Source organism: Novosphingobium sp. PC22D, from assembly GCF_002556635.1.
In the GTDB taxonomy this organism is placed as follows: Bacteria; Pseudomonadota; Alphaproteobacteria; order Sphingomonadales; family Sphingomonadaceae; genus Novosphingobium.
This window is the reverse complement of the sequence record NZ_MWMO01000013.1, coordinates 130,983-143,814: the sequence shown is the minus strand read 5'-3', so window position 1 is coordinate 143,814 and position 12,832 is coordinate 130,983. Positions and strand designations below refer to the sequence as shown.

11 protein-coding genes are annotated in these 12,832 nt (G+C 68.1%); all 11 read right to left on the bottom strand.

What is annotated here, in order from left to right; translation table 11 throughout:
* Positions 1 to 153: 153 nt before the first annotated feature.
* The gene (locus B2G71_RS17755; protein ID WP_098108049.1) at positions 154 to 1,725 is read right to left on the bottom strand and encodes an FAD-binding oxidoreductase; all 1,572 of its coding nucleotides are present in this window, start codon (positions 1,723 to 1,725) and stop codon (positions 154 to 156) included.
* Positions 1,722 to 2,057 carry a hypothetical protein gene (locus B2G71_RS17750; protein WP_098108048.1) on the bottom strand — a complete coding sequence of 112 codons (336 nt, stop codon included), beginning with the start codon at positions 2,055 to 2,057 and terminating at the stop codon, positions 1,722 to 1,724. The genes B2G71_RS17755 and B2G71_RS17750 overlap by 4 nt, the downstream gene beginning before the upstream one ends.
* Positions 2,057 to 3,271 carry a class I SAM-dependent methyltransferase gene (locus B2G71_RS17745; RefSeq protein ID WP_098108047.1) on the bottom strand — a complete coding sequence of 405 codons (1,215 nt, stop codon included), beginning with the start codon at positions 3,269 to 3,271 and terminating at the stop codon, positions 2,057 to 2,059. Before B2G71_RS17745 ends, B2G71_RS17750 begins: the two co-directional genes overlap by 1 nt.
* Positions 3,272 to 3,364: 93 nt before the next feature.
* Positions 3,365 to 4,084 (bottom strand): SDR family oxidoreductase, encoded by a 720-nt coding sequence (locus B2G71_RS17740; protein WP_098108046.1) that lies wholly within the window; start codon positions 4,082 to 4,084, stop codon positions 3,365 to 3,367.
* Positions 4,085 to 4,104: 20 nt separating this feature from the next.
* Positions 4,105 to 5,607, bottom strand: a complete 1,503-nt coding sequence (locus B2G71_RS17735; RefSeq protein ID WP_346426946.1) for an aldehyde dehydrogenase family protein — start codon at positions 5,605 to 5,607, stop codon at positions 4,105 to 4,107.
* A 135-nt stretch (positions 5,608 to 5,742) separates the two neighbouring features.
* Positions 5,743 to 7,146: an MFS transporter gene (locus B2G71_RS17730; RefSeq protein ID WP_098108045.1), complete on the bottom strand. Its 1,404-nt coding sequence runs from the start codon at positions 7,144 to 7,146 to the stop codon at positions 5,743 to 5,745.
* Positions 7,147 to 7,151: 5 nt separating this feature from the next.
* Entirely contained in the window at positions 7,152 to 7,994 is an 843-nt protein-coding gene (locus B2G71_RS17725) for an alpha/beta fold hydrolase (protein ID WP_240530206.1), read from the bottom strand.
* Positions 7,991 to 9,271 (bottom strand): LLM class flavin-dependent oxidoreductase, encoded by a 1,281-nt coding sequence (locus B2G71_RS17720; RefSeq protein WP_098108043.1) that lies wholly within the window; start codon positions 9,269 to 9,271, stop codon positions 7,991 to 7,993. Before B2G71_RS17720 ends, B2G71_RS17725 begins: the two co-directional genes overlap by 4 nt.
* The gene (locus tag B2G71_RS17715) at positions 9,268 to 10,167 is read right to left on the bottom strand and encodes an LLM class flavin-dependent oxidoreductase (RefSeq protein ID WP_098108042.1); all 900 of its coding nucleotides are present in this window, start codon (positions 10,165 to 10,167) and stop codon (positions 9,268 to 9,270) included. The genes B2G71_RS17720 and B2G71_RS17715 overlap by 4 nt, the downstream gene beginning before the upstream one ends.
* A 15-nt stretch (positions 10,168 to 10,182) precedes the next feature.
* Positions 10,183 to 11,490: a M24 family metallopeptidase gene (locus tag B2G71_RS17710; protein WP_098108041.1), complete on the bottom strand. Its 1,308-nt coding sequence runs from the start codon at positions 11,488 to 11,490 to the stop codon at positions 10,183 to 10,185.
* Positions 11,483 to 12,829, bottom strand: coding sequence for an MFS transporter (locus B2G71_RS17705; protein ID WP_098108040.1), 1,347 nt, complete (start codon positions 12,827 to 12,829; stop codon positions 11,483 to 11,485). Before B2G71_RS17705 ends, B2G71_RS17710 begins: the two co-directional genes overlap by 8 nt.
* Between the last annotated feature and the right edge of the window lie 3 nt (positions 12,830 to 12,832).

The following is a 12,832-nucleotide window of genomic DNA, read 5'->3' as shown; positions in this document are numbered from 1 at the left end:
CCACAACAGCTCGCCACAGCCCGCCGCGAATGGCCCTGCGCCGTCCCAGAGCCAAAATCGCATTGTTCACGGACGACTAGCTGCTCTGCTGTGCGATACCTAACGTCACAGGTTTCCGCCAAATTCCACTTCAAACGTCGAACCAAAGACCTCTCAGCTGAGCCCGAGCACCCCGGGGCCGATCACATGGTCCGGATCGAGCGCGTTCTTGATCGCCTCCACCGTGCGCAGCGCTTCCGGGGACAGGCGGCTGGCATAGGGATAAGCCCGGCCGAGCTGGAAATGGATGGCGCCGTGTGCGTCGTAAAGCTCGGTGAGTTCGCCCTTGAACCGGTGGACGTATTCGCGCGCTTCGGCATTCGCCGGGAACTTCGTGAGGCCGGACAGGTAGTCGGCGGGCACCGCGGCCTCGTGATAGGGGGTCTGCTCGTCGGGCCAGTAGATCGCGATCTCGTAGAGAAAGCCGCCGGTCCCCACGGTCGAGTACATGCCCCCGCCCCAGACCCCGTGGCGCTTCATCTCGTGGGCACGCTCGGCGTAGAAGCGGGTCAGCGCCTCGTGGAAGCGCGCCACGTCGGCATGGGCGAAGATGCCGTGCAGCGGCACCCAGCGCTCGCCGTTTGGGCCGAGCGTGTTGAACAGCGGCGCGAAGGGCATCGCGCGCACGACAGAGGGCACGGTCCCCGCGATCTCACTGCCGAGATCGGAGTTGAGCTCACGCAGGCGGTGAACCTTGGCCCTGGCCTCGGCATCGTCGAAGCCCTCGACGATGTAGTGCGTCATGAAGGCCGACTTGCCGATCTGGCGGCGCGCCTTGAGCCCCGCCGCCGCGACCTGCCGCAAGCCCTGCGTCAGCGAGGGCGAGCTGCGCAGGATCGAAAGCGCCATGCCGAGCCGGTTGCCCGCCCGGTCCTGCCGCGCGATCTGCCCTTGCGACAGCGCCGCGTCGAGCGCGAAGTGCGAGTCCTCGATGCGCTCGAGCGCGATGCGCCGCATCGATTCGTGCATCTGGCCGAATTCGCCGAACGCGAAGGAGATCACCCGGTGCGCGGGCCGCCCCCTGAGGAGCGGCAGCGTCACGCGCGCCTTGATGCCGAGCGCGCCGCAATCGCCGGTGAACAGCCCGGTGAGGTCCGGCCCGAAGTGGCGCGCGAAGGGCTTGAGCCCCGCCGCGCCCGATCCGGTGCGCAGCAGGCTGCCGTCGGCCAGCACGACGTCGAACGACAGCGCCGATTCGGCCGAGATGCCGTAGGCGCCCGAGCCGTGGCTGATCGCATTCTGCGACATCGAGCCGGCGACGCTCGCGGCGAGACCCGAGAACGGGCCGCGAAACGGCGTGCGCAAGCCCTTGGCGGCGAGCGCGTCGGACAATTGCGCCCAGGTCACGCCCGCCTCGACGGTGACGAAACCGCCGTATTCGTCGATCTCGACGATGCGGTCGAGCCGGCCCATGTCGATCAGCAGGTGGGCGGGATCGGTGACGTTGTAGCCGTCGGTATAGGAAGCCCCGCCCCCGCGCACGGTGAAGCCGACGCCGGCCTCGCCAAGGGTGCGCACGACGGCTTGCAGGTCCTCGACACTCGCCGGGCGCACGACGAGTTCGGGCAGGCTGCGGGCGCGATAGACGTCGGTCGCAAGCTGCGCGATCCGGGCGCTGTCGCGGACGAGCCCCTGCCCGTCCACGATCTGCGCCAGTTTCTCGCGCCAGTCGGGGTGCGGGCTCATCCTTCGGCGATCTCGTCCAGCGCGGCGATATAGCTTTCGCTGGTTTCCTTCGCCGCGCATTCGGCCGCTTCCTTGCGGACGAGGTAGAACATCCGTTCGAGCATCGCCTGGCGGCGCGCCTCGCGCTGTTCGAGCGCCGCGTCGTCGAGCTTGAGCGCGGCGATCTCGCCCGCCGCGTCGATGCCGTGGTTGGCAAGCACGCGCTGGGTCGAATCGAGCTGGTCGGCGAGGACCGAGACCTCGCCCGCCAGCACCATGATCATCGACATCATCTGGTCGAGCGAGGAATCCTCGTAGAACGAGGGACGCTTGCCCCGGGCTTCGCGGCGCATCAGGCGGCCTCTCCCTTCTGCGCGATCAGCACTTCCCAGCCGCCGCCGGGGGCGAATTCGCCCGCGGTGAACTCGCGCTCGGCCACGCTGGTCGCCGATTCGGCCGAGTAGCCCGCCTCGGCATATTCCATCACCGCCATCGGCGCGGTGTCGAAGCGGATCGTGTCGGGATCGAAGCCCGCCTTCCTGGCCAGCGCGATCTGGTCGAGATCACGCATCGCGCCCCAGAACGGCTCGTTGTTGTAGTAGGTCTCGTTGTCGAGAATGAACTGGGTGAACGGGTCCATCAGGTCGAACGGCGGCAGGTCGGCGTGGATCATCAGGCCGCCGGGACGCAGCAATCGGAAGCATTCCTCGAAGATCTTGGGCATGGCCTTGCCCGAGGTCTCGTGGAGCAGGATGTGGCTGACGACCAGATCGAACGAACCGTCCTCGAAATCGGTGTGCTCGGCGTTCATCTGCGCGAAGTTGACGTTGAAGCCGAGCGCGCCCGCGCGGGCATGGGCGTAGCGGACCATCGGCCCGCCGACGTCGATGCCCCAGACCTCCGCCTCGGGAAACAGTTCCTTGTACGGCAGCGTCGAGTGGCCGACGGTGCATCCCATGTCGAGAATCCGTTTCGGCTTGAACTCGGGCATGTTGCGCTTGAGATAGTTGCACACCGAGCGGCCCATGTCGTCGTTGTGCGGGCCGGTGTAGCCCATCGAGTAGAGGTAGACGCCCCGGTCGTAGAGCACGCCGAGCGACACGTCGTCGCGGTCGCTCTCGTCCCCCGCATAGCCGCCGGGCATGCAGTGGATGTCGAGCGCGCTGACATACCTGGGCACCTCGAATTCATCGGGGATCACCAGCTTGCCCGTGTTGCGAGCGGACATCTCTTCCGCGTGCGACTGGAGCAGGTCGTGCTCGCGCTCGACGCTGTCGATCACGCTGTCCCAGAGCATTTCCTGGCTGATGCGGTTGGTGGCCGCGTAGTGCCGGAAGTAGGGGTCGGTCACCATGGCCCTGCGGATATCGTGGCGGCTCTGTGGCGCGCGCGCGTTCTTCTTCGCGAACTCGGGCGCGGCCCGGCCCTCGTAGACCGGCGTCAGGCCCGGAAGCAGGCCTTGCTGGACAAAGTGCTTGAGGCTCTTGGCGAACTCCTGCCGCGAAGCTTCCTCGGGCGACAGCGAGGGCAGCATGGCGTGGAATTGCTGTTGGAAGGTGTTGAGCATCTCGAGTTCCTTTCCTCGTCGTCCTGATAGCGCTTGCCGCGGATCAAGCCGCCGCAAGCGGGCGCGGCACTCCGCGCTTCGGATAAGAGCGCGTCAGACCCACTTGCCCGACGTGTAGCCGCCGTCGACCGGCACCACCGCGCCGGTCATGAAGCGGGCCCCGTCGCTCAGGAGGAACGCGACGACGTCGGCGACTTCCTCGGGCGAGCCGGTGCGCCGCAGGGCATGGGCCTTGGCATTGCCTTCATATAGGGCCTTCGCGGCCGGTTCGAAGAGCCGCTGCGTCATCGCGGTCTCGATCATGCCCGGACACACGCAGTTCACGCGCACGCCGTTTTCCGCAAGATCGACGGCGAGGCACTTGGTGAGGTGGATTACCGCAGCCTTGCTCACCGCGTAGGCCACGCAGGCGTTGCGCGCCATCAGCCCGAAGGTCGAACCGATGTTGACGATCGCGCCGCTCTTGCGGGGCATCATGCGATGCAGCGCGGCCTGGCACATCACCGCCGTACCGCGCAGGTTCACGTCCATCGCCCGGTCCCAGGCGGCCAGCGGTACGTCGGCGAGCGAGCCCGCGCACGAGATGCCCGCGCAATTCACCAGCCCGGCGACGGGTCCGAACTCCGCCTCGATCCGCTCGAATACGGCTCCGGCGGCGGTCTCGTCCGACACGTCGAGACGAAAATTCAACCCCTCGGAAGCCGCAAACCCCACGTCGGCGCGAGCCACGCGAATGCCGTCGGCCTCGAGCCGCTCGGACACGGCCCGCCCGATTCCCGAGCCCGCGCCGGTAACGATGGTGACGGGAACCATGGTGTCGAAACGTCCCCGCCTCAGACCACCGCGCAGACGGTCTTGGTCTCGAGGTAGTTGTCGAGCGCCTCGCGACCGCTGTCGCGGCCGTAGCCGGATTGCTTCATCCCGCCGATAGGCAGGCTGGCATCATACATCGAGTGACAGTTAATCCACACCGTCCCGGCCCTGATCCGAGACGAGAGGCGGTGGCCGGATGACAGCGATTCGGTCCATACGCTCGCCGCGAGGCCGTAGACGCTATCGTTCGCCGCGGCGACGACCTCGTCGACATCCTCGAACTTCTGCACCGCAAGAACCGGCCCGAAAACTTCCTCGCGCACGATCTCCATCTCCGGCTTCACGCCCGCGACGACCGTCGGGCTGACGAACGTCCCGGCCGGCCCCAGACGCTCGCCGCCGGTGAGGATCGAGGCGCCTTCGGACCTGGCGGCGGCGATGAAGCCCTCGACCCGCTCGGCCTGACGCGCCGAGACCAGCGGGCCCATCTGCGTTTCGGGATTGAGTCCGTGGCCGAGCGCGATGCCCTGCGCGTAGGCGGCGAGCCCCTCGACCACCTTGTCGTAGATCGAGGCATGGACATAGGCACGCGAGCCCGCGACGCACACTTGCCCGGCATTGAAGAAGATCGCGTTGGCCGCGCCGCCGATGGCGAGGTCGAGATCGGCGTCGTCCATGACGATCACCGGCGACTTGCCGCCCAGTTCGAGCGAGACGCGCTTCAGGTTGCCTTTCGAAGCGTCGAGCACCGCGCGGCCCGTGGCGGTGCTGCCGGTGAAGGCCACCTTGTCGACGCCGGGATGCGCGGCGAGCAGCGCGCCCGCCTGCGCGCCGCGCCCGGTTACGATGTTGAGCACGCCTGCGGGCAGGCCCGCCTCCGCGATCAGCTCACCCAGCCGCATCGCGCTGAGCGAGGTGTCCTCGGCGGGCTTGAGCACAACGGCGCAGCCGGCGGCCAGCGCGGGCGCCAGCTTCATCGCGGTCAGCACGATCGGCGAGTTCCACGGCACGATCGCGGCGACGACGCCGACCGGCTCGCGCAGGGTCCAGGCGCGCATCTCCTTGCCCGGCGGCTGATAGGTGATCGACGGAGTGATCGTGGCTCCCTCGATCGCCATGGCCTGCCCCGCGAAGAAGCGGAACTGACCGACCGCGCCAGGAACCTCTGCCCAGCGCGCGACGTAGAGCGGCTTGCCCTGGTCGAGCGCTTCGAGTTCGGACAGCTCGTCGATGTTGGCCTCGATGACGTCGGCGATGCGCCACAGGATGCGGGCTCGCTCGGCGGGCGGCGTCGCGGCCCAGCCCGCCTGCGCCGCGGCCGCCGCGGCGACCGCCCGGTCAACATCGGCCGCGCCCGCGTCGGGCACCGTGCCGATGACCTTGCCGCTGGCGGGGTCGACGCTGTCGATCGTGCCGCCGGCCTGCGCGGCGCACCATTCTCCGCCGATGAGCATGCGCCCTTCCATCGGGGCCGCCAGCAGGGCCGCGACCTTGGAAGCGGAGGGAATGGGCTCGAGATGCATCTGGAACTCCGTTGCGATGGGTCACCGTCTCGTTTCGCACACCCGGCCCTACGCGGGAGCCTGCCAGCGGCGGGATGTTCGCAGCGCGGTCATCCCCCCACGCTCGCACCACCGCCGCGAGCGGGAGACGCGGCGCTAGGGCGTCGGCTCCAGCTCAGGCTCCGCCGCGGGCGCGTGAGGCGTCGTGGGATACTTGCCCCCGATCTTGTAGAAGCTGATGCAGACGACGTTGCACAGGCCGAACAGCACCGGAAGGATCGCGAAGCAGAAATAGAGCGCGTTGATCGCCGATTCCGGCTGCTCGATGATGCGTCCGTCGCGCGTCGGCACGTAGTTCGCAAGCGAGAGGTAGAACCCGACGGCGGCGACGCCGAACGCGAAAGTCGTCTTTTCGGTGATGGCGACGACGCTCGCCAGCAGCCCCTCGCGCCGCAGCCCGGTCACCTTGCGGTCGTGCGCCAGCGTGTCGGAGAACATCGAGATCGAAAGGAGGATCATGCCGCCCGAGCCGACGCCGCTCACGAGGCCGCGCCAGACGAGGCCCCAGGTGGTGATGTCGCGGCCGGTCCACAGCCAGCTCAGCGAGATCACGCTCATGATGGCGAGCCCGACGATATAGGCATTGCGCTTGCCCAGCTTGCGCTCCATCCACAGCCAGAACGGCATCGAGGCGGCCGAGGCGATGTTCTGCGCCAGCGCAAGCTGCATCTGCCCGGCATAGCCCACCATCAGGACGTTGAGCTTGAACAGCAGGCTGGTGGTGGCCATGCTCGCGAACGACAGGAACTGGAAAATCTTCGCGGCGATGATCAGCATGAACGGCTTGTTCGCGCCCAGCAGCTTGAACGTCTGCCAGTTGAGCACTTCCTTCTTGTCGTCGACGTCGAGGTGCGGCGCCTTGGCGGTCCCGAAGAACGAGAGCGTCATGGCGGTGCCGATCACCAGCGCCATCGTCCAGCCCATGATCAGGTAGCCGTTGGCATCGCCCCCGCCCCACGAGATCAGCGCGGCGGTGCCCGCCATGGCGAGCGTCTGGCCGATCGACACGAACACGGTGCGGTACGATAGCAGCCGCGAACGCTGGTACATCGAGCCGGTCATCTCGGACGGCATCGCCATGTAGGGCACGTTGAACAGCGAATAGCCCGTCGAATAGATCACCAGCGCCGCGAACATGTAGATCGCGATATATTCGTCCGCGATCGCGGGCGGAGCGAAGATCATGAGGAACGAGATCGCCGATACGAGCGCGCCCGCCAGAAGGTAGGGACGCCGCCGTCCCCAGCGCGAACGGGTCCGGTCGCTCACCGCGCCGATGACGAAATCCGCCACCGCGTCGTAGAGCTTGGAGAGCATCAGCAGGTAGCCCGCGATCTCCGCGTCCTTGCCCAGCACCGTCGTCATGAAGGCCGGGAAGTAGGCGGTCACGCCGTTCAGCATGATCGAGACGCCGACCGTCCCCACGCTGAAGCCGAGACAGACGGACAGAGGCAGGCGCGGATCGGTCGTCCCGTCCGGATTGATCGCGGTCTTCGTCACCCGTGCTACTCCCCGATGAAGGCTCCGATCGCACTCGCCTTGGCTTCAGGAGTCGAGGCGACGGCTGCCGTGGTTCCATTGGCGACGCGCGTCGCCATTTCTTCGATCGCGGCGTTGAGCACCGCGAGTTCGCGTTCGGCCTTGAGGAACAGCACCCGCCCCTTGATCAGCGGCAGACGCTCGAGCGCGCGGTAGCGGAAGGCGGCGAGATAGGGCTTGGCATAAGTGTCGAGCGCCTTGAGCACGTCGAGCGCGCCGGCATGCAGCATTTCCGCAGGCGGCATGAAGCCCGGCAGCCGGTGCTCGGGGTTGCGCTCGAAATGCGGGAAGTAGAGCGCCTGGTCGCGCACGAAGTGGAACGCCCAGACCATGTGGGCGCCGTGATCGTCGGGCTTCACCGTCGGCGCGTAGTTGGCGAGGATCTTGTCGCGCGTCGCGTCGTCGTATTCCTTGATCCCGTCGAGCACGGTGCTCTGGACCCGATCCGGGCGGCTGGCGGCGAGTTCGCACGCGATCCGCGCGCCGGTGTGCGCGCCGTAGGGCACGAAGCTGTCGAAGCCGAGCGCATCCATCAGCCGCGCCACGCTGTCGGCGAAGTAGGCGATATCCGGATCATCGGGCGCGGGCGGCGGAGAGTCGCCGTTGCCCAGCGTGTCGGGGGCGATGATCGTGCGTCCGGTCGGCGCCAGCGCGGCGGCGAGCGGCGCGGTGGACCGCGATGACGAGGGCGAGGCGTGAAGCAGGACGATCGGCGCCAGCGAGGGATCGCCGTGCACGACGCGGTAATGCACCTGTCCCTCGCTGATCCGGCAGAAGGCGCGCTCGACGATATCCGGGTCCGTGATCACCACGGTGCGCCCGAAAGTCCCAGATGTTCGCGCAGCGTCGGCCCCTGATAGGCGCGGCGCAGAACGCCCTTCTCCTGCAGGATCGGCACGACCTTCTCGCAGAAGATCTCAAGCTCGGCAGGCATGAAGCCGGGCTGTAGCGTGAAGCCGTCGCATGCGCCCGCATCGACCCATGTCGCCATCATTTCGGCCATCTGTTCGGGCGTGCCGACGAAGATGTTGTGGCCGCGCGGCTTGGTCGCATAATCGCGGCAGTGCTCGACGAGCGTTTTGCCCGCATCGACGCTGGGTTGCAGCATGGCGCGGATCATCCCGGCGGGAAATTCGCAGCTCGCGCAGATGTCCTCGATCGGGATCGGACCGTCGGGCGCATGGCGCGTGAGGTCGTAGCCGATCGATTCGCTCAGGTATTCGATGCAGAGCCCGTCGTCGGCGAAGTCGAGCATCCGGGCGTGCTTGGCGCGCGCCTCGTCCTCGGTGTCGCCGAGCACGAAGGCGAGCCCTGGCATGATGATCAGCCCATCGGGATCGCGCCCCTTGGCCGCGGCGCGCGCGCGGATATCGTTGCGGAATTCCTGCCCCGCCTCGATCGTCGGCGCCGGACAGAATACCGCCTCGGCGCAGCTCGCGGCGAAGTCGCGCCCGTCCTCGGACTGTCCGGCCTGGACGATCGCCGGGCGCCCCTGCGGCGCCGTCGGCGTGCCGCGCGCCGCGTCGAACGCGAACCATTCGTTCGCGAAGGCGCCCCCGGCCTCGCCCACCGCCTGCTTCCAGACGTGCTCCGTCGCGTCGACGAAGCCCGCGGCGCGCTTGTAGCGAAGCGCCTTCTCCAGCAATTCGGGCTCGCCGAAGTTCCACGCCGAGTTGGGGTGCGCTGTGGTGACGATGTTCCAGCCCGCCCGGCCGTCGCTCAGATAATTGAGCGCGGCGAACTTGGCGGCGACCTCGCCGGGCTCGGCGTAAGTCGTGCTGACCGTGGCGACGAGACCGACCCGCTCGGTCACCCCGCCCATCACCGAGAGCAGGGTGAAGGGATCGAGCGTCGGGATCGCCAGCCGCTCGGGCGTCCGTCCCGCCGCGTCGCGGCCCTGCAACTGGTCGCCGAAGACGATCGCATCGAAGCACGCCGCCTCGACCATGCGCGCGATGTCCTCGTAGTAGGACCGCTCGAACACGCGCGAGGGCTGGGCCTTCTCGTCGCGCCAGCCGCCCGGAAAGAAGCCGATGCCCTGAAGGAAGGCCCAGAGGTGGATCTTGCCGTTCGCCGAATTGGTCACGAGAGCGCTCCTTCCCGGTAAGAGTTCGCCGGATGGGCGAGGCCGAGCGCGGGCCGCGCGCGCTTGCCCTCCACGATCGAGGATTGGCCGTCGCGCAGGCTTTCCAGCGCGGCGAGTGCGTTGGGGCCTTCAAGGTGAAGTCCCGCGATGCGGCCCTGCGAGACAGCGGCCTTGGCTGCGTCGATCCGCTCGGAGTCGGAGGAGTCGACCTTCGCAAGCTTGATCGGCTCGGCCGCCGCGTCGAGCGATCCGAGTTCGCCGATGACCACGTCGGCGACGATGCCGCTTGTCGGCATGCCGTCGCCGTCGCGGACCAGCACGGGGTAGCCCTGCGGTGGCCGCGCGGCGTTGAGCGGCCCCATGGTGCGATAATGCGGGCCGCGATAGTCGACGCGCCGCACCTTGCCGCTGTCGAGATAGCGCCCGGCGGCCTTGTCGATGATCAGCGCGTCGTCGTCCCAGCTATCCCACAGGGCCTGTGTCGCGCGAATGAAGTCGTCGTGGCGCGCCGCCTGCTCGTCCGGGGCCGCCGTGGCGAGGTCCTGGCCGTAAGCGGCATCGAAGCGCTCCGCGCCGCCCGCGATCGCCATCCACCCCGATCGCCCCCCGCTGAGGAAATCGATCGCCGAAAGCGCGCGCGCGACGTGAAACGGCACGGAGTGGAGCGCGGGCAGGCCCGCGACCACGCACGAATCCGTCAGCTTGCCAGTGATCCAGGCGCAATCGACCAGCGCTTCGAGCGAAGGCGGAACGAACGCGCCGCCCTCCCCCTCGCCCGCAAGGATCACGAAGTCGGGCCGCGCCGCGCCGATGCGCGCCACGCGCTCGCGAAAATCCGCGATCGGTTCGGTTCCCGGGCCGATCGCGGCAATGTCGAAACTGAGTGAAAGAAACATGCGTGCAAAGTCCGTTCAGATCGTGATGACATGATCGCCGATGGGATGGATCGGCACCGCCCCGTCGCGCGTGATGAGGACGAGGTCCTCGATGTGGACCGAACCGCCGATCCCCGTCGCCAGCGAGGGGCAATCGACGCTCAGGACCATGTTCTCCTCGAGCCGGAGATCCTGCTTGCCGTAGAAGCCGCCCATCTCCGCCGCCGGTTCGTCGGTGTGCATCAGGCCGACGCTGTGCGGCCCGAAGGTCACCGCCGATCCGGCCCCGGCCTTGCCGAGCGCGTCGCGGCCGATCCGCGAGATTTCCGAAAAGGCGAGCCCGGGCCGAAGCTGCTCGCGGATGGCCTCCCAGCCGCGCGTGGCGGCATCGGCCTCGCGCCGCACCTCCGCCGTCGGTTCACCGACGAAGATCGTGCGCGCGTAGTCGCCATGATAGTTGTTGAAGTGGCTGACGCCGTCGAGGAACAGCGACTGCCCCCTAGTCACGACGTCGCTCTCGGGCAGCGGCGAGGAGACCCTGTCGATCGTCATGAACACCGCCCGGTTGCCGCGCTTCGCGGCCTCGACTTCGAACGTGCGGCGCAGCTCGCGGTAGTTGGCGCCCTCGCGCACCGCGGCGACGACCGCGTCGACCGCGGCGGCGTTGGCACTCGCGCCGCGCTTCATCAGTTCGACTTCGAGCGGCGATTTCACCAGCCGTATCCAGCGCAGGATGTTGTCCGCGGGCACCAGCGTTCCGGGCCGCTCGCGCGTCTCGCACACCGAACGGATCACCTCGTGATCGTAGGCCAGCGCGCCCTGCCACAGGCCGAGGTCGCGCAGAGCGCCCGCGAGCGCCCCGCCCGACTGCTCGAACAGGTTGTCGGCGGCGAGCGAACGATCGGTCTCCGCGCGGCGGCGAACCTCGACGCTGGTCATCGGCACGATGCCGCGATCCGCGAAGAAGGCGGGATTGGCGCTGGTGCGCGCTTCGTCGCCGGGATCGCCCGCGCCTTCGAACAGGTACGAGCGAATGTCGCCGCGCGACCCGCCGTCGGCGAAGCTGTAGTAGTAGATGAAGTGCGAGGTGACGACCGCGGGCTTCATCCCGGCATGGCGGCTCAGGATCGCGAAGGTCGTCGGCGGATGGCCGACGCGGGTCGAGCCGATCTGCGGCCAGTAGCCGGTCATGTGAAAGACGTTGAGCGGATCGCCGACCACGATGCCGTCGAGCCCGAAGCGCTCCATGACTTCGCGCGCGCGGTCGAGGTTCATCGGTCCGTTCGTGGCCAGGCGCGCGAGCAGCGCGTCGTCGCCGTGGGGCGGGAAAGTCGTGTCAGCCATGGGCGAATTCCTTTGCCGGTTTCGATCCGGCGGCGAGATTGGCGCGCGCGGTCCAGGCATAGAGCGCAGCGGAAAGGCAGAAGGCCGGGATTGCGGTCCAGAAGATGCCCCAGCCGACCATCGCATGGTTACGAAGCACCTTCTCGGTGATGACCGCCACCAGCATGGGGCCGAGCGCGTGACCGATCAGCGTGTTGACGAGCCCCGTCAGCGAAACCGAGAACCCCCGCATCTCGGGCGGAACCGCCGATTGCAGGTAGGCGAGCGTGGCGCTGCCGACGATCGCGGCGCATCCCGCCTGGGTCGCCGCGAGGAAGATCGCGACATAGGCATTGGGCGAAAGCACCGCGGTGGCCGATGGCAGCGCGAGCAGCGGCGCGAACGACAGCAGGCGCAACAGGCCTTGCAGGCCCGACCGCTTGACCACCTTGTCGACCAGCGCGCCGCCAACGAGCGGCCCGGCAAGGCCGAAGGCGATCGCGATCGGCCCGAAGATCAGCGAGACGTCGGCCGGTGCCATGTCGAACTGGCGCGAGACCATGACGACTTGCCAGATCCCGGCTCCGTAGGCGCCCAGGAAGAACACCGAGAAAGCTAGGTAGAGGCCGGCATAGCGCCGCCAGTTGGCGCCGAGATAGCCGAGCGAGTGGCGAGCCTGGTCGACGAAGCCCGGCTGCTCGACGACATCGCGCCGCCGCGGCTCGCGCAGCAGCAGGAAGGCGAAGCCGGTCAGCGATCCGCCAAGGCCGCACACGACGAACAGGATACGCCAGGGCTCGAGGTCCGCGAGCAGCGGCACCCCGACGAAGGCGCCGTTTCCGGCGGCGGTCAGCAGTCCGCCCGCGATCGCGAGGGACACGCCATTCGCGACCGCCTGGCCCATCAGATAGATGCCGATGGGCCTCCCGCGCCTGCCGGGCTCGAACAGATCGGCGATGAGCGAAATCGCGGCCGGCGCCAGCGCCGCTTCGCCGAGACCGACGAGCATCCGCGAGGCGAAAAACAGCCCGAAGCCCTGCGACAGACCGCCGCCGATCGTCGCCACGCTCCACACGAGGATGCCCGCGACGACGAGATTGCGACGGTTGGTGCGGTCCGCGACGAGGCCAAGCCAGACCCCCATCGTCGCGTAGAACAGGCCGAAGGCGATGCCCTGCAGCAGTCCGATCTGGACATCGCTGATGCCAAGATCGGCCTTCACCGGGTCGGTGACGATGCTCAGGATCATGCGGTCGATGACCGACACGATCGAGGCGAGAAACAGCAGGCCGACCATCGACCACGCCTGCCAGCGCGGCGGCCAGGCACCGACCCGGTCGGCTTGTGCCGCGAGCGCCATCGC

What these genes read in the sequence shown, in the direction of transcription:
- B2G71_RS17755 (WP_098108049.1), bottom strand. Translation starts at nt 1,725, where the DNA reads ATGAGCCCGCACCCCGACTGGCGCGAGAAACTGGCGCAGATCGTGGAC.
- B2G71_RS17750 (WP_098108048.1), bottom strand. Translation starts at nt 2,057, where the DNA reads ATGCGCCGCGAAGCCCGGGGCAAGCGTCCCTCGTTCTACGAGGATTCC.
- B2G71_RS17745 (WP_098108047.1), bottom strand. Translation starts at nt 3,271, where the DNA reads ATGCTCAACACCTTCCAACAGCAATTCCACGCCATGCTGCCCTCGCTG.
- B2G71_RS17740 (WP_098108046.1), bottom strand. Translation starts at nt 4,084, where the DNA reads ATGGTTCCCGTCACCATCGTTACCGGCGCGGGCTCGGGAATCGGGCGG.
- B2G71_RS17735 (WP_346426946.1), bottom strand. Translation starts at nt 5,607, where the DNA reads ATGCATCTCGAGCCCATTCCCTCCGCTTCCAAGGTCGCGGCCCTGCTG.
- B2G71_RS17715 (WP_098108042.1), bottom strand. Translation starts at nt 10,167, where the DNA reads ATGTTTCTTTCACTCAGTTTCGACATTGCCGCGATCGGCCCGGGAACC.
- B2G71_RS17710 (WP_098108041.1), bottom strand. Translation starts at nt 11,490, where the DNA reads ATGGCTGACACGACTTTCCCGCCCCACGGCGACGACGCGCTGCTCGCG.
- B2G71_RS17705 (WP_098108040.1), bottom strand. Translation starts at nt 12,829, where the DNA reads ATGGCGCTCGCGGCACAAGCCGACCGGGTCGGTGCCTGGCCGCCGCGC.